General features: G+C 52.2%; 24 protein-coding genes. 17 read left to right on the forward strand and 7 right to left on the reverse strand.

What is annotated here, in order from left to right:
- Positions 1 to 7: 7 nt before the first annotated feature.
- Both yqgB and yqgG read right to left on the reverse strand, forming a co-directional pair.
- Positions 8 to 139: an acid stress response protein YqgB gene (yqgB, locus tag OGX67_RS07785; RefSeq protein ID WP_003027062.1), complete on the reverse strand. Its 132-nt coding sequence runs from the start codon at positions 137 to 139 to the stop codon at positions 8 to 10.
- Positions 140 to 230: 91 nt separating this feature from the next.
- Positions 231 to 368, reverse strand: a complete 138-nt coding sequence (gene yqgG / locus OGX67_RS07790; protein ID WP_269147429.1) for a small protein YqgG — start codon at positions 366 to 368, stop codon at positions 231 to 233.
- Positions 369 to 786: 418 nt separating this feature from the next.
- On the opposite strand from yqgG, the gene metK reads away from it, so the two are divergent.
- The 8 genes from metK (at position 787) to ruvX (ending at position 7,975) form a co-directional block, all read left to right on the forward strand.
- A complete protein-coding gene (metK, locus tag OGX67_RS07795) occupies positions 787 to 1,941 on the forward strand; it encodes a methionine adenosyltransferase (RefSeq protein WP_003027071.1) in 1,155 nt (384 codons plus the stop codon).
- Between the two features lie 399 nt (positions 1,942 to 2,340).
- A complete protein-coding gene (galP, locus tag OGX67_RS07800) occupies positions 2,341 to 3,735 on the forward strand; it encodes a galactose/proton symporter (protein WP_003027074.1) in 1,395 nt (464 codons plus the stop codon).
- A 77-nt stretch (positions 3,736 to 3,812) separates the two neighbouring features.
- A complete protein-coding gene (locus tag OGX67_RS07805) occupies positions 3,813 to 4,310 on the forward strand; it encodes a SprT family zinc-dependent metalloprotease (RefSeq protein ID WP_003838223.1) in 498 nt (165 codons plus the stop codon).
- Positions 4,311 to 4,404: 94 nt separating this feature from the next.
- Positions 4,405 to 5,112, forward strand: coding sequence for a deoxyribonuclease I (gene endA / locus OGX67_RS07810; RefSeq protein ID WP_016150969.1), 708 nt, complete (start codon positions 4,405 to 4,407; stop codon positions 5,110 to 5,112).
- 73 nt (positions 5,113 to 5,185) lie between these two features.
- Positions 5,186 to 5,917, forward strand: a complete 732-nt coding sequence (rsmE, locus tag OGX67_RS07815) for a 16S rRNA (uracil(1498)-N(3))-methyltransferase (protein ID WP_003027080.1) — start codon at positions 5,186 to 5,188, stop codon at positions 5,915 to 5,917.
- A 19-nt stretch (positions 5,918 to 5,936) separates the two neighbouring features.
- Entirely contained in the window at positions 5,937 to 6,884 is a 948-nt protein-coding gene (gene gshB, locus OGX67_RS07820; RefSeq protein WP_003027083.1) for a glutathione synthase, read from the forward strand.
- Positions 6,885 to 6,995: 111 nt separating this feature from the next.
- The gene (locus tag OGX67_RS07825; RefSeq protein ID WP_003027086.1) at positions 6,996 to 7,559 is read left to right on the forward strand and encodes a YqgE/AlgH family protein; all 564 of its coding nucleotides are present in this window, start codon (positions 6,996 to 6,998) and stop codon (positions 7,557 to 7,559) included.
- Positions 7,559 to 7,975 (forward strand): Holliday junction resolvase RuvX, encoded by a 417-nt coding sequence (gene ruvX / locus OGX67_RS07830; RefSeq protein ID WP_257651827.1) that lies wholly within the window; start codon positions 7,559 to 7,561, stop codon positions 7,973 to 7,975. Before OGX67_RS07825 ends, ruvX begins: the two co-directional genes overlap by 1 nt.
- On the opposite strand, the gene OGX67_RS07835 is transcribed toward ruvX, so the two are convergent.
- Positions 7,972 to 8,952 (reverse strand): type IV pilus twitching motility protein PilT, encoded by a 981-nt coding sequence (locus tag OGX67_RS07835; protein ID WP_257651811.1) that lies wholly within the window; start codon positions 8,950 to 8,952, stop codon positions 7,972 to 7,974. The genes ruvX and OGX67_RS07835 overlap by 4 nt on opposite strands.
- A gap of 17 nt (positions 8,953 to 8,969) precedes the next feature.
- On the opposite strand from OGX67_RS07835, the gene OGX67_RS07840 reads away from it, so the two are divergent.
- From OGX67_RS07840 to hemW, 5 genes are read left to right on the forward strand one after another with little or no spacing between them, the layout of a single operon-like run.
- Positions 8,970 to 9,674, forward strand: a complete 705-nt coding sequence (locus OGX67_RS07840; protein ID WP_071687445.1) for a YggS family pyridoxal phosphate-dependent enzyme — start codon at positions 8,970 to 8,972, stop codon at positions 9,672 to 9,674.
- Positions 9,675 to 9,692: 18 nt separating this feature from the next.
- Positions 9,693 to 10,259: a YggT family protein gene (locus OGX67_RS07845; RefSeq protein WP_003027097.1), complete on the forward strand. Its 567-nt coding sequence runs from the start codon at positions 9,693 to 9,695 to the stop codon at positions 10,257 to 10,259.
- Positions 10,256 to 10,546 carry a DUF167 family protein YggU gene (yggU, locus tag OGX67_RS07850; RefSeq protein WP_003027101.1) on the forward strand — a complete coding sequence of 97 codons (291 nt, stop codon included), beginning with the start codon at positions 10,256 to 10,258 and terminating at the stop codon, positions 10,544 to 10,546. The genes OGX67_RS07845 and yggU overlap by 4 nt, the downstream gene beginning before the upstream one ends.
- A 7-nt stretch (positions 10,547 to 10,553) precedes the next feature.
- On the forward strand, positions 10,554 to 11,147 hold the full coding sequence (locus OGX67_RS07855) for an XTP/dITP diphosphatase (protein WP_003027104.1): 594 nt from the start codon (positions 10,554 to 10,556) through the stop codon (positions 11,145 to 11,147).
- Positions 11,140 to 12,276 carry a radical SAM family heme chaperone HemW gene (hemW, locus tag OGX67_RS07860; RefSeq protein WP_204583285.1) on the forward strand — a complete coding sequence of 379 codons (1,137 nt, stop codon included), beginning with the start codon at positions 11,140 to 11,142 and terminating at the stop codon, positions 12,274 to 12,276. The genes OGX67_RS07855 and hemW overlap by 8 nt, the downstream gene beginning before the upstream one ends.
- Positions 12,277 to 12,391: 115 nt before the next feature.
- On the opposite strand, the gene ansB is transcribed toward hemW, so the two are convergent.
- The 4 genes from ansB to trmB form a co-directional block, all read right to left on the reverse strand.
- A complete protein-coding gene (gene ansB / locus OGX67_RS07865) occupies positions 12,392 to 13,438 on the reverse strand; it encodes an L-asparaginase 2 (RefSeq protein WP_003027108.1) in 1,047 nt (348 codons plus the stop codon).
- Positions 13,439 to 13,626: 188 nt separating this feature from the next.
- Entirely contained in the window at positions 13,627 to 14,346 is a 720-nt protein-coding gene (locus OGX67_RS07870; protein ID WP_032950065.1) for a YggN family protein, read from the reverse strand.
- A 49-nt stretch (positions 14,347 to 14,395) separates the two neighbouring features.
- Complete coding sequence (locus OGX67_RS07875; RefSeq protein ID WP_003027115.1) at positions 14,396 to 14,722, reverse strand: YggL family protein; 327 nt, start codon at positions 14,720 to 14,722, stop codon at positions 14,396 to 14,398.
- Positions 14,722 to 15,441: a tRNA (guanosine(46)-N7)-methyltransferase TrmB gene (gene trmB, locus OGX67_RS07880; RefSeq protein ID WP_003027117.1), complete on the reverse strand. Its 720-nt coding sequence runs from the start codon at positions 15,439 to 15,441 to the stop codon at positions 14,722 to 14,724. The genes OGX67_RS07875 and trmB overlap by 1 nt, the downstream gene beginning before the upstream one ends.
- Before the next feature lie 160 nt (positions 15,442 to 15,601).
- Between trmB and mutY the strand changes: the two genes are divergently transcribed.
- The 4 genes from mutY to OGX67_RS07900 all read left to right on the forward strand — a co-directional run bounded on the left by mutY (position 15,602) and on the right by OGX67_RS07900 (position 19,591).
- Complete coding sequence (mutY, locus tag OGX67_RS07885) at positions 15,602 to 16,654, forward strand: A/G-specific adenine glycosylase (RefSeq protein WP_071697488.1); 1,053 nt, start codon at positions 15,602 to 15,604, stop codon at positions 16,652 to 16,654.
- A 27-nt stretch (positions 16,655 to 16,681) separates the two neighbouring features.
- A complete protein-coding gene (locus tag OGX67_RS07890) occupies positions 16,682 to 16,951 on the forward strand; it encodes an oxidative damage protection protein (protein WP_003027126.1) in 270 nt (89 codons plus the stop codon).
- 86 nt (positions 16,952 to 17,037) lie between these two features.
- Positions 17,038 to 18,123 carry a membrane-bound lytic murein transglycosylase MltC gene (mltC, locus tag OGX67_RS07895; protein WP_008321260.1) on the forward strand — a complete coding sequence of 362 codons (1,086 nt, stop codon included), beginning with the start codon at positions 17,038 to 17,040 and terminating at the stop codon, positions 18,121 to 18,123.
- 211 nt (positions 18,124 to 18,334) lie between these two features.
- The gene (locus OGX67_RS07900; RefSeq protein WP_003027130.1) at positions 18,335 to 19,591 is read left to right on the forward strand and encodes a nucleoside permease; all 1,257 of its coding nucleotides are present in this window, start codon (positions 18,335 to 18,337) and stop codon (positions 19,589 to 19,591) included.
- Positions 19,592 to 19,609: the final 18 nt, after the last annotated feature.

Here is a 19,609-nt window from a genome sequence, read left to right on the forward strand (position 1 = left end):
GCGAACCTCAAATTTTATTAACAAGTGTAAAACAGTTGACTACTATCGCAATCCGAAGACGCGATAACAACCCAAATACAGGCAGAATTTGCAGCAGATAGTGCTGACGCTCCGACTGTGCGACCGGTTTCTTTTTCATATCAATGTAAACACGTAACCGAACTTAATGCTGACGGTTCGGCGAAACCACGAGAAAACTCTTGTTTACCAAGAGCGCCCTTGTTCAGTTCTTAGTGACCGTTACCGGCCCTGGAGTCCTGAGAAGCGCCGAGATGGGTATAACATCGGCAGGTATGCAAGATGCAGATTGCGGGGAACATATGTACACCAGAACGGTGCGACAGATTCAGCAGAATACAACGGTTCATTATCTCGTATCACCTCCACGGTTGCTCCTGACGGAACGAACCCACAAGCCAAAGCTAAAGTCTTAACCCGGCTGGAAGTGGCAACACGATGAAAACGTCGTGTGCTTTTGTATGAGCCGCGCGCCGCGTTTTATACCCATAAGGAAGTCAAAAAGCAAAAGATAAATGCGTGCATTGCCAGCACCGTCAGGAAAAATTTCCAGTTACATTTTCAGTACAATGCGACCTCAATCAAAAAAAGCTGGAAATCAGGCGAAGAACTGTCCTAAAATAGCCGTCCAGATGTTAATCCATCTATACCGATTAACACTCAGACTGCCAGTGTCCGTCATCTGCAGACTCATGGTAGAATCTTCTACACATGGCTATTCCACTCGACAGTTTGAGCTAACCAAATTCTCCTTAGGTGAAATTAAATATGGCAAAACACCTTTTTACGTCCGAGTCCGTATCAGAAGGGCATCCTGACAAAATCGCTGACCAAATCTCTGACGCCGTACTGGACGCAATCCTTGAACAGGATCCGAAAGCACGCGTTGCCTGCGAAACCTACGTCAAAACCGGTATGGTTTTAGTTGGCGGTGAGATCACCACCAGCGCATGGGTTGATATCGAAGAGATCACCCGTAATACGGTTCGCGAAATTGGCTATGTGCATTCCGACATGGGCTTTGACGCCAACTCTTGTGCGGTACTGAGCGCGATTGGTAAACAGTCTCCGGACATCAACCAGGGTGTTGACCGCGCCGATCCGCTGGAACAGGGTGCAGGCGACCAGGGTCTGATGTTTGGTTATGCAACCAACGAAACCGACGTGCTGATGCCAGCCCCGATCACCTATGCTCACCGTCTGGTGCAGCGTCAGGCTGAAGTGCGTAAAAACGGCACTTTATCCTGGCTGCGTCCGGATGCAAAAAGCCAGGTTACCTTCCAGTATGACGACGGCAAAATCGTCGGTATTGATGCGGTTGTTCTGTCGACTCAGCACTCTGAAGACATCGATCAGAAATCGCTGCAAGAAGCAGTTATGGAAGAGATCATCAAGCCGGTACTGCCTACTGAATGGCTGACTGCTTCGACCAAGTTCTTCATCAACCCAACCGGTCGTTTCGTAATCGGCGGTCCAATGGGCGACTGTGGACTGACAGGTCGTAAAATCATCGTTGATACCTACGGCGGCATGGCGCGTCACGGCGGCGGTGCATTCTCTGGTAAGGATCCGTCTAAAGTTGACCGTTCCGCAGCCTATGCAGCCCGTTACGTCGCAAAAAACATTGTTGCCGCTGGTCTGGCTGACCGTTGTGAGATTCAGGTTTCCTACGCAATCGGCGTGGCTGAACCGACCTCTATCATGGTGGAAACATTTGGTACTGAAAAAGTGCCTTCTGAGCAACTGACCCTGCTGGTGCGCGAGTTCTTCGACCTGCGCCCGTATGGCCTGATTCAGATGCTGGATCTGCTGCACCCGATTTACAAAGAAACCGCTGCTTACGGTCACTTTGGTCGCGAACATTTCCCATGGGAAAAAACCGACAAAGCCGCTCTGCTGCGTGAAGCTGCCGGTCTGAAGTAATTCCCTCACGGCTCAACGCTTATGAAGACCAGCCTCGCGCTGGTCTTTTTTATGTCCTTTTCTCTTCCATACCCCATAGCCAAAGCTACGCTAATCTCCCTTGTTGCAAACAACAAATGAAAGCGATTACATATCGTAGAATTTCGATCCAACATGAATCAACATCTCTTCGTTACTATGACTGCATCACTGTTACATTATATTTCAGCATTATCTTAAACCCAGACAATCAATGTTATTCATGCGAAATAAATAACGTTATTTTTCAATCAAATAACCAATAACTTACATGAATGCTAGTGTAACCGATTACACTAATGTGATGTGATTCGCATTTTTTTACCCCGTACTCACCTACCCTTAACATCAACAAAACTAGCTACCCAACCGGAGGGCATCATGCCTGACAATAAAAAAACGGGGCGTTCCAACAAAGCCATGACATTTTTTGTCTGCTTTCTTGCAGCCCTGGCTGGATTACTTTTTGGCCTGGATATCGGTGTTATTGCCGGAGCTTTACCGTTCATCACCGACGAGTTCCAAATTACCCCCCACACTCAGGAATGGGTGGTGAGTTCGATGATGTTTGGTGCAGCCGTGGGTGCCGTCGGCAGCGGTTGGCTCTCCTTCAAACTGGGGCGTAAAAAGAGTTTGATGATCGGCGCAATCCTGTTTGTTGCCGGTTCACTGTTTTCCGCCGCGGCACCAAACGTTGAAGTGCTGTTGGTTTCCCGCGTGCTGCTCGGCCTTGCGGTAGGCGTTGCGTCTTATACCGCGCCGCTTTACCTGTCTGAAATTGCCCCGGAAAAAATTCGTGGCAGCATGATCTCTATGTATCAGTTGATGATCACCATCGGTATTTTGGGTGCGTATCTTTCCGATACGGCGTTTAGCTACAGCGGCGCATGGCGCTGGATGCTGGGCGTGATCATCATCCCTGCCCTGCTGCTGCTGGTTGGCGTTATCTTCCTGCCGGACAGCCCACGCTGGTTTGCTGCTAAACGTCGTTTTGTCGATGCTGAACGTGTTCTGTTGCGTTTGCGTGATACCAGCGCAGAAGCCAAACGCGAGCTGGATGAAATTCGTGAAAGTCTGCAGGTGAAGCAGAGCGGCTGGGCGCTGTTTAAAGAAAACAGCAACTTCCGCCGCGCGGTATTCCTTGGCGTCCTGTTACAGGTGATGCAGCAGTTCACCGGGATGAACGTCATTATGTATTACGCACCGAAAATCTTTGAGCTGGCGGGCTACACCAACACCACCGAGCAGATGTGGGGGACTGTTATCGTCGGTCTGACCAACGTGCTGGCAACCTTTATCGCCATTGGCCTGGTTGACCGTTGGGGCCGCAAGCCTACGCTGATCCTCGGCTTTATCGTCATGGCCGTCGGTATGGGCGTGCTGGGTACGATGATGCACGTGGGTATTCACTCGGCGGCCGCGCAATACTTCGCTGTACTGATGCTGCTGATGTTTATCGTTGGCTTTGCCATGAGCGCCGGTCCGCTGATTTGGGTTCTGTGCTCTGAAATCCAACCGCTGAAAGGCCGCGATTTCGGTATCACCTGCTCTACCGCAACCAACTGGATTGCCAATATGATCGTCGGTGCAACCTTCCTGACGATGCTGAACTCGCTGGGAAGCGCCAATACTTTCTGGGTCTACGGTGGTCTGAACGTCCTGTTCATCTTCCTGACCCTGTGGCTGATACCTGAAACTAAAAATGTCTCTCTGGAACACATTGAACGTAACCTGATGAAAGGTCGTAAACTGCGCGAAATTGGCGCACACGACTAATCACGAAAAGCTTCCTCCCCCGCGGGAGGAAGCCTTCCTCTTGCAGTCCCTTCCCTGTCGCACTATCCTCTGGCGTTATGAAAACCTCCCGTCTCCCTATCGCCATCCAGCAAGCCGTTATGCGCAGCCTGCGGGAAAAACTCGCTCAGGCCAATCTCAAGCTAGAACGCAATTACCCGGAGCCAAAGCTGGTTTACCAACAGCGCGGAACCGCCGCGGGTACCGCGTGGCTACAAACCTACGAAATTCGTCTGAATCCCGTCCTGCTGATGGAGAACGTTGACGCGTTCGTTAACGAAGTGGTGCCCCATGAACTGGCGCATTTACTGGTGTGGAAATACTTTGGCCGCGTGCCGCCGCACGGCAAAGAGTGGAAATGGATGATGGAAAGCGTACTGGGCGTGCCAGCCCGACGTACGCATCAGTTCGAACTGCAATCCGTGCAGCGTAAGACCTTTACTTACCGCTGCAAGTGTCAGGAACACCAACTGACCGTACGCCGCCATAACCGCGTGATACGCGGCGAAGCCACCTACCGCTGCGTTCACTGCGGCGAACCACTGATTGCAGAATAATCTTCAGAATTATCAGTAACTTTTCTGATCTAACTGATTGCATACAGGAATGACTTTCGCTACGTTGCGGGCTCGTTTTGACACGGAGTTCGTGATGTACCGTAATTTTTCTTTTGCTGCGGCCTTGTTAGCCGCAGCATTTTCAGGCCCGGCTTTAGCCGAAGGCATCAACAGTTTTTCTCAGGCAAAAGCGGCGGGCGTCAAAGTTAACGCCGATGCACCAGGCGATTTCTACTGCGGTTGTAAAATTAACTGGCAAGGCAAAAAAGGGGTCGTGGACCTCGAATCCTGCGGCTATAAAGTGCGAAAAAACGAAAACCGCGCCAGTCGAATTGAATGGGAGCACGTTGTCCCCGCCTGGCAGTTTGGTCATCAGCGTCAGTGCTGGCAGGACGGAGGGCGTAAAAACTGCGCTAAAGATCCGGTCTATCGCAAAATGGAAAGCGATATGCATAACCTGCAGCCTGCGGTAGGTGAAGTGAATGGCGATCGCGCTAACTTCATGTACAGCCAGTGGAACGGTGGCGAAGGCCAGTATGGACAGTGCGCGATGAAGGTTGATTTCAAAGAGAAAGTTGCCGAGCCGCCTGCCCGCGCCCGTGGCGCCATCGCGCGTACCTATTTTTATATGCGCGACCAATACAACCTGACGCTCTCTCGCCAGCAAACCCAGCTTTTTAATGCCTGGAATAAGCAGTATCCGGTCACCGACTGGGAGTGTGAGCGCGACGAACGCATCGCGAAGGTACAGGGGAATCATAACCCCTATGTGCAACGCGCTTGCCAGGCGCAAAAGAGCTAACCTACACTAGCGGCAATATTTTTAACCATGCCCTGCCTGTTGCAGCCCAGGGCCATGACGCGGATGTTTAACTATGCGCATTCCTCGCATTTATCACCCAGAGCCACTCGCTTCCGGTAGCCAAATTTCACTGTGTGAAGATGCTGCCAACCATATCGGCCGCGTACTACGTATGGGGCCAGGCCAGCCGCTACAGCTGTTTGATGGCAGCAATCAGGTATTCGACGCCGAAATTACCCATGCCAGTAAGAAAAGCGTGGAAGTGAAGGTGCTTAACGCTGAACTCGACGATCGGGAATCACCGTTGCATATCCACCTGGGCCAGGTAATGTCGCGCGGTGAAAAAATGGAATTTACTATCCAGAAATCGATTGAACTGGGTGTAAGCCTCATTACGCCACTTTTTTCTGAGCGTTGCGGCGTTAAACTGGACAATGAACGCCTGAACAAGAAGCTCCAGCAGTGGCAGAAAATCGCTATTGCCGCCTGCGAACAGTGCGGTCGTAATCGGGTGCCTGAAATTCGCCCGGCAATGGATCTGGAAGCATGGTGCGCAGAACAGGACGAAGGACTGAAGCTCAATCTGCATCCTCGCGCCAGCGCCAGCATTAACACGCTGCCGCTCCCGGTGGAGCGTATCCGCTTGCTGATTGGCCCGGAAGGTGGGTTGTCGGCAGATGAAATTGCCATGACCGCACGGTATCAGTTTACTGATATTCTGTTAGGACCTCGCGTTCTGCGTACTGAGACAACTGCGCTCACCGCCATTACCGCGCTTCAGGTGCGTTTTGGCGATCTGGGCTAAGGCATAAACGGAGAAGAACATGATCAAGCTCGGCATCGTGATGGATCCCATCGCAAGCATCAACATCAAGAAAGATTCCAGTTTCGCTATGCTGCTGGAAGCGCAACGCCGCGGTTACGAAATTCATTATATGGAGATGGCCGATCTTTATCTGATCAACGGTGAAGCCCGCGCCCATACGCGTACCCTGAGCGTAGAGCAGAACTACGACAAATGGTATGAGTTCAAGAGCGAACAGGATCTCCCGCTGGCAGACCTGGACGTTATTCTGATGCGTAAGGATCCGCCGTTTGATACCGAGTTCATCTACGCGACCTATATTCTGGAACGTGCAGAAGAGAAAGGAACGCTGATCGTCAACAAACCGCAGAGCCTGCGCGACTGCAACGAAAAGTTGTTCACCGCATGGTTTGCCGATCTGACGCCGGAAACGCTGGTCACGCGTAATAAAGCGCAGCTGAAAGCCTTCTGGCAAAAACACAGCGACATCATTCTCAAACCGCTGGACGGCATGGGCGGGGCCTCTATTTTCCGCGTGAAGGAAGGCGATCCGAACCTTGGCGTTATTGCGGAAACGCTGACCGAGCACGGTACCCGCTACTGCATGGCGCAGAACTATCTGCCAGCCATTAAAGACGGCGATAAACGCGTGCTGGTGGTCGATGGCGAACCCGTTCCTTACTGCCTGGCGCGTATTCCGCAGGGTGGTGAAACCCGTGGCAACCTGGCCGCAGGTGGTCGTGGCGAGCCGCGTCCATTAACCGACAGTGACTGGGAAATTGCCCGTCGCATTGGGCCAACGCTGAAAGCGAAAGGTTTGATTTTTGTCGGTCTGGATATCATTGGCGATCGTCTGACGGAAATTAACGTCACCAGCCCAACCTGTATTCGTGAAATTGAAGCGGAGTTCCCGGTTTCGATTACCGGTATGCTGATGGATGCCATTGAGGCGCGCCTGCAAAAATAAAAGAACTCGCCGGTAGAAGGGACCCTACCAATACTAATAGTGACAGCGCTCCTGTTTGTACGCATACTGGGCGCTGTTGCTTTTTTGAACCAGGAAACAGAACCTCTGACAATGAATTTACAGCATCACTTTCTAATTGCCATGCCTGCTCTCCAGGATCCAATTTTCCGCCGTTCCGTGGTGTATATCTGCGAACACAATGAGAACGGAGCAATGGGGATTATCGTCAATAAGCCTCTGGAAAATTTACAAATTGAAGGGATTCTGGAAAAGCTGAAGATTACTCCAGAAGAACGCGATCCGGCCATTCGTCTGGATAAGCCCGTGATGCTCGGCGGCCCGCTGGCAGAAGACCGTGGATTTATACTTCATACCCCACCGTCGCGCTTTGCATCCAGTATTCGCATTTCTGATAACACCATCATCACAACCTCCCGCGATGTATTAGAAACTCTGGGCACGCAGGAGCAACCATCCGAGGTGCTGGTGGCATTAGGCTATTCATCATGGGAAAAGGGCCAACTGGAACAAGAGTTACTGGATAACGCCTGGCTTACGGCCCCTGCCGATCTCAACATCTTATTCAAAACGCCGATTGCCGACCGCTGGCGCGATGCGGCGAAGCTTATCGGGATAGATATTCAGACCATGCCCGGCGTGGCGGGACACGCATGATGAACGGAACATTACTCTCTTTTGATTTTGGTACGAAAAGTATCGGCGTCGCCGTGGGTCAGCGCATTACCGGTACGGCCAGGCCATTGCCCGCCATCAAAGCACAGGACGGTACGCCAGACTGGAATTTGATTGAACGCCTGCTGAAAGAGTGGCAACCGGATGAAATCATTGTCGGCCTGCCGCTCAACATGGATGGCACCGAACAGCCCCTTACCACGCGCGCACGTAAATTCGCTAACCGCATTCATGGTCGCTTTGGCGTAACCGTAACGCTGCACGATGAACGTTTGAGCACCGTCGAAGCCCGCTCAGGCCTGTTTGAGCAAGGCGGTTACCGGGCGTTGAATAAAGGCAAAGTGGACTCCGCTTCTGCCGTTATTATCCTGGAAAGCTATTTCGAGCAGGGCTATTAAAGCCGCCCCTGCGCCTGTCGCTGCTGTAAACTTTGTGCAAACGTCTGCATACCTGTCTGCTGCCCGGTTTGAATCACGCCGGGTAGCTGATGCGTTTTCCCTTCGCGGATCAAATTGCCCACGGCGGGCGTGTTGACAAGCAGTTCGAATAGCGCCACGCGTCCCCCCTGCTTATCCTCCTCCAGTTTTTGCGTAAGAACCGCCCGCAGGCTGTCTGCCAGTTGGTTACGCACAGGATCTTTCTCTGTTGCTGCAAAGGAATCCACCAGCCGCGCGATGGCCTGCGCCGCACCTCGCGTATGTAACGTTGCCAGCACCAGATGTCCGGTCTCCGCCGCCGTCAATGCCAGCCGAATGGTTTCCACGTCGCGCAGCTCGCCCAGCAAAATAACGTCGGGATCTTCGCGTAGCGCACCGCGCAAACCGGTGGCGAAAGAGGCGCAGTGTGCTCCCACCTCCCGCTGTTGAATCAGACAACGTCGGCTGGTGTAGCGATATTCAATAGGATCTTCCAGCGTCAGAATGTGCCCCTCAATATGCTGATTAAGATACTCCACCATCGCAGCCAGGGTCGTAGATTTACCGCTGCCGGTAGCGCCTGTCACCAGAATCAACCCGTTTTCACTGTGAAGCAGTTCAGGTATGAACGCGGGAGGCTGAAGATCGTCTAAATGGGGACAATCCAGCGGTAGCAGTCTTAGCGCCAGCGAGGTTCCCTGCAGATGGACAAATGCGCTGGCGCGCAGCCGCCGGGAGTCCGTCAGGGTAACGGCAAAATCAATCTGCCCTTGCTCCTGCAACTGTACCTGTTGTTGCTCACTGAGCCAGCACATCAGCAGATTCTCTACGTCAGGCGCGGTAAACGGTGCGCTTTCGACTTTTCCATGTCTGCGCCAACGCGCAGGCCATGCATTGCACAGGTGTAGATCCGACACGTTATGCTTTACACTAAGGGCCACTATTTCTTCCATATTCATATGAACATCCTCGGAAAATGAACGATATCGCGCATAACCTGGCACATGTCCGGGACAAAATCTCAGCCGCCGCGACGCGTTGCGGGCGGTCTTCAGAAGAAGTTATGTTGCTTGCAGTCAGCAAAACCAAACCTGCGAGCGCCATCGAAGAAGCCATTACCGCAGGGCAACGTGCCTTCGGTGAAAACTATGTCCAGGAAGGGGTGGATAAAATCCGCTACTTTCAGGAAAAAGGCGTCAACGATCTGCAGTGGCACTTTATCGGCCCGCTGCAGTCCAACAAAAGTCGTCTGGTCGCCGAGCACTTTGACTGGTGCCATACGATCGACCGTCTACGTATCGCTGCCCGTCTGAGCGAACAGCGCCCGGCAGACCTGCAGCCGCTGAATGTGCTGATCCAGATTAATATCAGCGATGAGAACAGTAAGTCAGGGATTCCGCTGGCAGAGCTTGATGCCCTGGCCGCTGAAGTCGCTGCGCTGCCGCGCATTACCCTGCGTGGTTTGATGGCTATTCCCGCTCCTGAGTCAGATTATGTAAGGCAGTTTGAAGTTGCACAGCAAATGGCTGTAGCATTTGCCGGGTTGAAAACACGCTATCCAAATATCGATACGCTCTCGCTGGGGATGTCTGATGATATGGATGCCGCTATCGCGGCGGGTAGCACGATGGTGCGCATCGGCACTGCCATTTTTGGTGCTCGTGATTACACTAAAAAATAAGGAAAATTAAGGAACACCATGAATACGTTGACCTTCCTGCTCTCAACGGTAATTGAGCTGTATACCATGGCGCTGCTGCTGCGCGTGTGGATGCAATGGTCTCGCTGCGATTTCTACAACCCGTTCTCGCAGTTTATTGTGAAAATCACTCAGCCCATTATTGGGCCGTTACGCCGTATTATTCCGCCAATGGGGCCCATTGACAGCGCATCAGCATTAGTCGCGCTCGTTCTCAGCTTTATCAAAGCCATCGTGCTATTTAAGGTGGTCACGTTCCAGCCGATCATCTGGATCGCCGCCGTGCTGATTGTCCTGAAGACCATTGGGCTGCTGATTTTCTGGGTGCTGCTGGTAATGGCAATTATGAGCTGGGTCAGCCAGGGTCGCAGTCCGGTGGAGTACGTGCTGATTCAACTGGCGGATCCGCTGTTGCGTCCTATCCGTCGCATACTTCCAGGCATGGGCGGGATCGATTTCTCCCCAATGATTCTGGTTCTGCTGCTCTATGTCATTAACATGGGTATCGCGGAAGTGTTACAGGCGACAGGCAACATACTGCTGCCGGGGCTGTGGATGGCGCTATGAGTGCCGTTACACCCTGCGACGACGGTCTGGTTTTACGGCTCTATATTCAGCCGAAAGCCAGCCGTGACAGTATTGTGGGTTTACATGGCGACGAAGTTAAAGTCGCCATTACCGCCCCGCCGGTCGATGGACAAGCCAACAGCCATCTGGTGAAGTTTCTCGGCAAACAGTTCCGCGTAGCGAAAAGCCAGGTCGTTATTGAGAAGGGCGAGCTTGGTCGTCACAAACAGGTTAAAATTATTCATCCGCAACAGATCCCGCCCGAAATTGCGGCGCTAACTGATTAGGTATCCCATGCAAAAAGTTGTCCTCGCGACCGGCAATGCCGGTAAAGTGCGTGAACTCGCCTCTCTTCTGAGTGATTTCGGTCTTGATGTTGTTGCCCAAACGGATCTGGGAGTTGATTCTGCAGAAGAGACCGGACTGACGTTTATTGAGAACGCCATTCTGAAGGCGCGTCATGCCGCGCAAATTACGGGTTTGCCAGCCATTGCTGATGACTCCGGCCTGGCAGTAAATGCCCTTGGCGGCGCGCCGGGTATCTATTCAGCCCGCTATTCCGGCGAAGATGCGACCGATCAGCAGAACCTGGAAAAACTGCTGCACACCCTGCGGGATGTCCCGGATGACCAGCGTCAGGCGCAATTCCACTGCGTGCTGGTGTATATGCGCCATGCGGACGATCCCACGCCTTTAGTGTGCCACGGAAGCTGGCCGGGCGTGATTACCCGTGAACCGGCCGGAAACGGTGGTTTTGGTTACGACCCAATCTTTTTTGTGCCGTCCGAAGGAAAAACAGCTGCTGAGCTGACCCGCGAAGAAAAAAGTGCGATTTCTCACCGCGGACAGGCACTGAAGCTGCTGCTGGATGCCCTGCGCAATGGTTAACCTTCCGCCGCTAAGTCTTTATATTCACATCCCCTGGTGCGTGCAGAAATGCCCGTACTGCGACTTTAACTCGCATGCGCTTAAGGGCGAGGTTCCTCATGACGACTATGTTCAGCACCTGCTGAACGATCTGGATACTGAGGTGGCCCACGCCCAGGGGCGGGAAGTAAAGACAATTTTTATCGGTGGTGGTACGCCGAGCCTGCTTTCTGGCCCGGCAATGCAAACGCTGCTCGACGGCGTGCGTGCACGGCTGAATCTGGCCGCAGATGCAGAAATCACAATGGAGGCGAATCCCGGGACGGTGGAAGCCGATCGCTTTGTTGATTATCAACGCGCTGGCGTAAACCGTATCTCGATTGGCGTACAGAGCTTTAGCTCCGCCAAACTCGAGCGTCTGGGACGTATTCACGGGCCGGAAGAAGCCAAACGAGCAGCACACCTGGCGAGCGGTCTGGGGCTACGCAGCTTTAACCTCGACCTGATGCATGGTTTGCCAGATCAGACGCTGGAAGAGGCGCTGGGCGATTTACAGCAGGCCATCGCGCTCAACCCACCGCATCTTTCCTGGTATCAGTTGACCATCGAACCCAACACGCTGTTCGGTTCCCGACCGCCTGTTTTACCAGACGATGATGCGCTGTGGGATATTTTTGAGCAAGGCCACCAGTTGCTGACCGCCGCCGGGTATCAACAGTACGAAACCTCAGCCTATGCAAAGCCGGGCTATCAGTGTCAGCACAATCTTAATTACTGGCGTTTTGGCGACTATCTCGGTATTGGCTGCGGCGCGCATGGCAAAATTACGTTCCCGGACGGGCGCATTCTGCGTACCACCAAAACGCGGCATCCGCGTGGCTACATGCAAGGGCGTTATCTCGAAAGCCAGCGTGATGTCGCCGAAGCCGATAAGCCGTTCGAGTTCTTTATGAACCGTTTCCGGTTGCTTGAGGCCGCGCCTCGCGCGGAGTTCAGACAATATACCGGGCTTACCGAGGACGTTATTCGTCGACAGATCGATGAGGCTATTTCCCAGGGCTACCTGAGTGAATGCGATGAATACTGGCAGATTACTCAACACGGTAAGCTGTTTTTGAACTCTCTGTTGGAGCTGTTTCTGGCGGAGTAATACGGTAACGATGTAGGCCGGATAAGGCCTTGAGCCGCATCCGGCAAATTGCCTGATGGCGCTGCGCTTATCAGGCCTACAGGGTTAGGTCGATGAGCGCAGCCACCTTCAGTCATTAATACTGATTAAACATTTCCTGGATCTGTTTAGGATCCTTGGTTTGAGTCAGCGCAAGCTGCAGCAGAACACGTGCTTTTTGCGGGTTCAGGGAACCTGAAGCCACAAATCCGTATTTTGCATCATCAACTTCTGCATCCTGCGTGGTGGCACCCGTTGGTACACGAGATGAACGCACCACAACGGTACCTTTATGCGCGGCGGTTGCCAGCGTATCGAAAATGGTTTTATACAAGTTACCGTTACCTACACCCGCACTAACGATCCCTGCGTAACCCGCATCTACCAGCGCTTTTGCCGGCAGATCGGAGGCGTTAGCATAGTTGTAAACAATCCCAACTTTCGGCAGCTCGGTCAGCTTAGAAACATCGAACGGAGTAGACGTGGTGTGCTTACGCGCAGGCGTACGCTGGTAGTCGATTTTACCGTTATGAATGTAACCCAACGGGCCGTAGTTAACGGATTTGAAGGTAGCAACGTCGGTAGTGTTGGTTTTAGTCACGTCGCGACCATCCATAACGGTGTCGTTCATCACCACCAGCACTCCGCGGTTGGCAGAGGCTTTGTCTGCGGCAGTTACCACTGCGTTATACAGGTTGAACGGGCCATCAGCGCTCATACCCGTAGATGGACGCATGGCGCCGACCAGCACGACCGGCTTGTTGCACTTGACGGTCAGGTCGAGGAAATAGGCGGTTTCTTCCATGGTATCCGTACCATGTGTCACCACGAAGCCGTCGGTTTTATCACACTCGGTATTAATCTTTTTGGCCAGCGTTAACCAGACTTCGTCATTCATATCCTGGGAGCCGATGTTCACCACCTGCTCGCCTTTAACGACAGCGATATCTTTCAACTGAGGTACGGCCTCAACCAGATTTTCTACGCCAACCTTGCCTGCCGTGTAGTTAGATTTTGTCGCGGAATCACCACCGCCAGCAATCGTCCCGCCGGTCGCTAAAATGGTGATGTTTGGCAGTGCAAGCGCCGCGCCGCTGAAACCCATAACCAGTGCGGCAAGTGCCGTTTTCTTGAAAAACTCCATGTTATTTCTCCAGTTACTTGAATTTGCAGCATTATGTCTATCCTACAGATGAATAATGTGACGAGTTCCAATTAACCAGATTTATATCTCCATCAAATTGTTATTCTTAGAGATGGATATCAAAAAAACAGAAAAGTACAAAATAAAACGGCGCAGAATGTTTCTGCACCGTTAAAAAGAGGTGAAGATTATTTCAGAGTGCTAACCAGCGTTTTACGATCGTTTTCCAGCGTCACGACGCGGGCACAAACATCTTTGCCAAACTGTTGGAAGTCTTGTTCCTGATTCTTCCATTCGTTTTGAATTGAGGTTTGCAAGCCACCAAGGCTACCGAGCACGCCCTGCAACGGATTACCACCACCTTTGAGTACGGCTTTGGCACCCATTTCGTTGATGCTGTCCTGCAAAATACCGCCCATCGCCTGATTAACCAGCTGTTGTCCGTCCGCGCGAACTTGATCAATCGCCTTATAATGGAAGGTCAGGCCATCAGTTCGATGCTCGATGATACGGTTCATCTGCTCTTTCAATTGCGCATCCAGCTTGGTTAAGCGGCCACGCATGTTGCTGCTTTCACCGACCTCTTTGGCGATGATTTTATCCAGCGCCACGCGACCTTTCTCTACGCGCGCTCTGGCACCTTCGTCAATCCACGGCAGGCTGCTACGCAACGCCGCCTGATAATCTTTGGCCTGCTCACGCTGTGCGGCGTTCAGGCTGTACTGTTTACCGTTGAAGGTGACATCGCCGGTCTGGGTAATAATCAGGTCGCCGTTCTCGCCCTTCACCTGCACCGTTTGTGGGCTCAAAATCACATCGTCACGCGGGGTGACGCTGCACTGGTAATCTGCATGTGCGGCCATCGCCGTGAACGTTAGGACTGCCGCCAGCAGCGTTTTGCGCATCATATCTTTCCCTCAAGACAAATCGGGCCGGCATTTGCCGACCCTGTGCTACTTAGTCCCACCAAATATCGAAAAGTTCGCTGGTACGCACTTCTTCGAGTTTGTGCTCTTCCAGCCACTTACGCACGATTGCCTGGTGTTCTTCGGTGCATTTGCCGATTTCCTGCAGACAGATCAGACCTTCCCAGGCCAGATAGCCGCTGCCGTCAAAAGCCAGCTTGTTCGGTTCGATAACTTCATTGATAAAGTCATCAACGATTTGATCGACCTGCTCTCCAGATGTACCTTCCGGGAAACGCCATGCAACCGAAAATCCTACTTCCTGGAATTCTTCGATGTGCATCTTTTTACGCAGACGACGGCTACGGTTCTTTGCCATTATTTCACCCTCTCGAACATTAAGTCCCATACGCCGTGGCCAAGACGATGACCACGTTGTTCAAATTTGGTTACCGGGCGCGATTGTGGGCGCGGTACATAATCGTTACTCTCGGACTGGTTTTTATACCCGTCAATGGAGGACATCACTTCCAGCATATGTTCCGCATAAGCTTCCCAGTCGGTTGCCATGTGGAATACGCCGCCCAGCTTCAGCTTACTTAAGATATGCTCAGCAAACGGTACCTGAACGATACGGCGTTTATTATGACGTGCTTTATGCCACGGGTCAGGGAAAAACAGCTGAACCATAGATAAAGAATTGTCAGGAATCATTTTATGCAGGACTTCAACGGCATCATGGCACATGACGCGCAGGTTCTCGACACCCTCTTCATGGGCTGAAGCCAGACACGCACCAACGCCCGGCGAGTGAACCTCAATGCCAAGGAAATTCTGTTCCGGACGCGCTTTCGCCATTGCGACCAGCGACGCTCCCATACCAAAACCGATTTCCAGCGTGACTGGCGCATCACGGCCAAACAGTTCTGCGAAATTTACAGGCTCTTCGCTGAACTCAACGCCCATCACCGGCCAGTAGTTTTCCAGCGCGTGCTCCTGCCCTTTCGTCAGTCGCCCCTGGCGACGAACAAAACTACGAATCCGGCGCAGAGGGCGGCCGTTTTCATCAAATTCCGGTGAAATGACGTCGTTCTTCATAAAAGTTTAGTCTGCTGTGTTTGAGTTCTGAAAACGGGCATTATCCAAAGTTAGTTGCCGGATGCAAGTAAAGGAAGAAAGTGAGCAGCGGAAAGTTCCGGTTTACACCCCGTTGCCGCTGTGCTGCAATCTTGCCCCCGGCAATAATGAAACGGTAATCATGCAAGCGTCTCAATTCTCGGCTCAGGTTTTGAGCTGGTACGACAAATACGGGCGGAAAACGCTGCCCTGGCAAATTGATAAGACGCCTTACAAAGTATGGCTCTCTGAGGTAATGCTGCAACAAACTCAGGTTGCGACCGTTATCCCTTATTTTGAGCGCTTTATGGCGCGCTTCCCAACGGTAACGGATTTAGCCCATGCGCCGCTGGATGAGGTTCTGCATTTGTGGACCGGGCTGGGTTATTACGCCCGAGCGCGTAATCTGCATAAAGCCGCGCAGCAGGTTGTCACGCTGCATAGCGGTATATTTCCGCAAACTTTTGATGAGGTGGCCGCCCTACCTGGCGTCGGTCGCTCAACCGCAGGCGCGATCCTTTCCCTCTCTCTGGGTCAGCATTTTCCGATTCTCGACGGTAACGTCAAACGCGTGCTGGCTCGCTGTTATGCTGTAAGCGGCTGGCCGGGTAAAAAAGAGGTCGAAAATAAGCTGTGGGAGTTGAGCGAGCAGGTGACGCCCGCCCATGGCGTTGAGCGTTTTAATCAGGCGATGATGGATTTAGGCGCCATGGTCTGTACGCGCTCAAAACCTAAATGTTCGCTGTGTCCGTTGGAAAATGGCTGTGTGGCCAGCGCCAATGCAAGCTGGGCGTTGTACCCGGGTAAAAAACCCAAGCAAACGCTGCCGGAACGAACGGGCTATTTTTTACTGATGCAGCATGATGACGAAGTGCTGCTCGCACAGCGACCACCCAGCGGCTTATGGGGTGGTTTATACTGTTTTCCACAGTTTGACGACGAAGATGGACTGCGCAACTGGCTGGCGCAACGGCAAATTAACGCAGATAATCTGACCCAACTTAATGCGTTTCGCCATACCTTTAGCCATTTCCACTTAGACATTGTGCCTATGTGGCTTCCTGTGTCTTCATTCGGCTCATGCATGGATGAAGGCAACGCGCTCTGGTATAACTTAGCGCAACCGCCGTCGGTCGGACTGGCGGCTCCCGTGGAGCGTTTGTTACAGCAATTACGTGCCGGTACACACGTTTAACGTACCGGTCGATAGAGAGGATTTTTTATGAGCAGAACGATTTTTTGCACTTTCCTGCAACGCGAAGCAGAAGGCCAGGATTTTCAGCTGTACCCGGGCGATCTGGGGAAACGCATCTACAACGAGATTTCTAAAGAAGCATGGGCGCAATGGCAGCATAAGCAAACCATGCTGATTAACGAGAAGAAGCTCAATATGATGAACGTTGAGCATCGTAAACTGCTTGAGCAGGAGATGATCAACTTCCTGTTTGAAGGCAAAGACGTGCATATTGAAGGCTATACACCAGAGTCTTAAGAACCGTTGCCGGATGGCGCTACGCTTATCCGGCCTACGATTTAATCTGGTCCTTGCAAATAACAAACACAACACGCACTCCCGGAATGATGAAAAAATTTCTCGCGCTTGCCGTTATTGCGCCGTTGCTCATCTCCTGTTCCAGTTCGACCAAAAAAGGCGATTCCTATAACGAAGCCTGGGTCAAGGATACCAACGGTTTTGATATTCTGATGGGGCAATTTGCCCATAACATTGAGAATTTGTGGGGATTTAAGGAAGTGCTGATTGCGGGTCCAAAGGACTACGTAAAGTATACCGATCAGTATCAAACCCGCAGCCATATCAACTTTGATGACGGTACGATAACCGTCGAGACCATTGCCGGGACAGATCCCGCCGGACACCTGCGTCGGGCGATTATCAAGACATTGCTGATGGGGGATGATCCAGGTTCTATCGACCTCTATTCCGATGTCGACGACATTAAGATTTCCAAAGAGCCGTTCCTGTACGGGCAGGTGGTCGATAATACCGGCAAGCCCATTCGTTGGGAGGGGCGTGCCACCAATTTCGCTGACTATCTGCTGAAAACACGCCTGAAAAGCCGCAGCAATGGTATTCGCATCATCTATAGCGTGACGATCAACCTGGTACCGAACCACCTTGATAAGCGCGCGCATAAATACGTCGGCATGGTGCGTCAGGCTTCGCGTAAGTATGGCGTCGATGAGTCGCTGATTTTGGCCATCATGCAAACCGAATCCTCATTTAACCCATATGCGGTCAGCCATGCCGATGCGCTGGGACTGATGCAGGTGGTACAGCACAGCGCCGGGAAAGATGTATTTCGCTCGCAAGGGCGCTCCGGCACACCGAGCCGTAGCTTCCTGTTTGACCCGGCCAGCAACATTGATACCGGTACCGCCTATCTGGCTATGCTCAACAATGTCTATTTAGGCGGCATTGATAATCCAACGTCCCGTCGCTACGCGGTGATCACGGCATATAACGGCGGTGCGGGCAGCGTGCTGCGTGTTTTCTCGAACGATAAAATCCAGGCCGCGAATATTATCAACAGCATGACCCCGGGGGACGTTTATCAAACGCTGACTACCCGACATCCGTCTGCTGAATCACGCCGATACCTTTACAAGGTCAATTCCGCACAAAAATCATATCGACGCCGCTAATATATCCCCTCTTCTGCCCCGGTAAACGGGGTCCGGAAGAGGGCAAAGTGTTAACTCCATCACTCTTTTGCTTTGCAATCAGAAATTGTTTGCAAATATTTGTCACAGGTAACAAAAAAAGAGGGTCCCTCGTTGATAGAATCACATCATCAAGCCCCGGCAAATGTGCCTTTTAAAACATTCATCCGCATTACGGTGTGAGGAAATTAACATGAATCTTAAGCTGCAGCTGAAAGTGCTCTCGTTTCTGCAGTTCTGCTTATGGGGTAGTTGGCTCACTACCCTCGGCTCCTATATGTTTGTCACCCTAAAATTCGATGGTGCATCCATTGGCGCAGTGTATAGCTCGCTGGGGATCGCCGCCGTGTTTATGCCTACGCTGTTAGGGATCGTGGCCGACAAATGGATCAGTGCGAAATGGGTGTACGCCATTTGTCACCTGGTCGGTGCAGCAACGCTGTTCGCCGCAGCCGAAGTCACCACCCCAGGCGCTATGTTCTTTGTGATCTTGCTTAACTCTTTGGCCTATATGCCAACGCTGGGGTTAATCAACACCATTTCTTACTATCGCCTGCAGTCAGCCGGGATGGATATCGTAACGGACTTCCCGCCAATCCGTATCTGGGGCACTATCGGCTTTATCATGGCGATGTGGGGCGTGAGCTTCTCCGGCTTCGAGCTGAGTCATATGCAGCTGTATATCGGTGCAACGCTGTCCGTTGTTTTGGCGCTGTTCACGCTGACGCTGCCGCATATTCCGGTGGCTAACCAGCAGAAAAACCAGAGCTGGTCGTCCATGCTGGGCCTGGATGCTTTCGCGCTGTTTAAAAACAAGCGCATGGCGATTTTCTTCATCTTCTCCATGATGCTGGGCGCGGAGCTGCAGATTACCAATATGTTCGGTAATACCTTCCTGCACAGCTTCGATAACAACCCGCTGTTCTCCGGTAGTTTCATCGTTGAACACGCCTCGGTGATGATGTCGATCTCGCAGATTTCCGAGACGCTGTTTATCCTGACCATCCCGTTCTTCTTGAGCCGTTACGGTATTAAGAATGTAATGCTTATCAGTATTGTGGCGTGGATGCTGCGTTTCGGCCTGTTTGCCTACGGCGATCCGACACCGTTCGGTACCGTGCTGCTGGTTCTGTCGATGATTGTTTACGGCTGCGCCTTCGACTTCTTCAACATCTCTGGCTCGGTATTCGTGGAGAAAGAAGTTCGCCCTGAAATCCGCGCCAGCGCACAGGGTATGTTCCTGATGATGACCAACGGCTTCGGTTGTATTCTGGGCGGACTGGTGAGCGGTAAAGTAGTTGAACACTATACGCTGAACGGTATTACCGACTGGCAGACCGTGTGGCTGATCTTCGCAGGTTACTCGCTGGTTCTGGCTTTTGCCTTCGTGGCGCTGTTTAAATATAAACACGTACGCGTTCCGGCAGGCACCCAAACTATCGCGCACTAACGTTTACGCAGAGAAAAG

Origin of the sequence: Citrobacter sp. Cf118, assembly GCF_030334095.1 — a bacterium.
In the GTDB taxonomy this organism is placed as follows: domain Bacteria; phylum Pseudomonadota; class Gammaproteobacteria; order Enterobacterales; family Enterobacteriaceae; genus Citrobacter; species Citrobacter freundii.

Coding starts and splice junctions, on each gene's coding strand:
- yggU (WP_003027101.1), top strand. CDS start 10,256: ATGAGTGCCGTTACACCCTGCGACGACGGTCTGGTTTTACGGCTCTAT.
- galP (WP_003027074.1), top strand. CDS start 2,341: ATGCCTGACAATAAAAAAACGGGGCGTTCCAACAAAGCCATGACATTT.
- endA (WP_016150969.1), top strand. CDS start 4,405: ATGTACCGTAATTTTTCTTTTGCTGCGGCCTTGTTAGCCGCAGCATTT.
- OGX67_RS07805 (WP_003838223.1), top strand. CDS start 3,813: ATGAAAACCTCCCGTCTCCCTATCGCCATCCAGCAAGCCGTTATGCGC.
- OGX67_RS07825 (WP_003027086.1), top strand. CDS start 6,996: ATGAATTTACAGCATCACTTTCTAATTGCCATGCCTGCTCTCCAGGAT.
- OGX67_RS07840 (WP_071687445.1), top strand. CDS start 8,970: ATGAACGATATCGCGCATAACCTGGCACATGTCCGGGACAAAATCTCA.
- OGX67_RS07835 (WP_257651811.1), bottom strand. CDS start 8,952: ATGAATATGGAAGAAATAGTGGCCCTTAGTGTAAAGCATAACGTGTCG.
- ansB (WP_003027108.1), bottom strand. CDS start 13,438: ATGGAGTTTTTCAAGAAAACGGCACTTGCCGCACTGGTTATGGGTTTC.
- metK (WP_003027071.1), top strand. CDS start 787: ATGGCAAAACACCTTTTTACGTCCGAGTCCGTATCAGAAGGGCATCCT.
- yqgB (WP_003027062.1), bottom strand. CDS start 139: ATGAAAAAGAAACCGGTCGCACAGTCGGAGCGTCAGCACTATCTGCTG.
- OGX67_RS07875 (WP_003027115.1), bottom strand. CDS start 14,722: ATGGCAAAGAACCGTAGCCGTCGTCTGCGTAAAAAGATGCACATCGAA.
- OGX67_RS07855 (WP_003027104.1), top strand. CDS start 10,554: ATGCAAAAAGTTGTCCTCGCGACCGGCAATGCCGGTAAAGTGCGTGAA.
- mutY (WP_071697488.1), top strand. CDS start 15,602: ATGCAAGCGTCTCAATTCTCGGCTCAGGTTTTGAGCTGGTACGACAAA.
- hemW (WP_204583285.1), top strand. CDS start 11,140: ATGGTTAACCTTCCGCCGCTAAGTCTTTATATTCACATCCCCTGGTGC.
- trmB (WP_003027117.1), bottom strand. CDS start 15,441: ATGAAGAACGACGTCATTTCACCGGAATTTGATGAAAACGGCCGCCCT.
- gshB (WP_003027083.1), top strand. CDS start 5,937: ATGATCAAGCTCGGCATCGTGATGGATCCCATCGCAAGCATCAACATC.
- rsmE (WP_003027080.1), top strand. CDS start 5,186: ATGCGCATTCCTCGCATTTATCACCCAGAGCCACTCGCTTCCGGTAGC.
- OGX67_RS07900 (WP_003027130.1), top strand. CDS start 18,335: ATGAATCTTAAGCTGCAGCTGAAAGTGCTCTCGTTTCTGCAGTTCTGC.
- OGX67_RS07870 (WP_032950065.1), bottom strand. CDS start 14,346: ATGATGCGCAAAACGCTGCTGGCGGCAGTCCTAACGTTCACGGCGATG.
- OGX67_RS07890 (WP_003027126.1), top strand. CDS start 16,682: ATGAGCAGAACGATTTTTTGCACTTTCCTGCAACGCGAAGCAGAAGGC.
- mltC (WP_008321260.1), top strand. CDS start 17,038: ATGATGAAAAAATTTCTCGCGCTTGCCGTTATTGCGCCGTTGCTCATC.
- OGX67_RS07845 (WP_003027097.1), top strand. CDS start 9,693: ATGAATACGTTGACCTTCCTGCTCTCAACGGTAATTGAGCTGTATACC.
- ruvX (WP_257651827.1), top strand. CDS start 7,559: ATGAACGGAACATTACTCTCTTTTGATTTTGGTACGAAAAGTATCGGC.
- yqgG (WP_269147429.1), bottom strand. CDS start 368: ATGAACCGTTGTATTCTGCTGAATCTGTCGCACCGTTCTGGTGTACAT.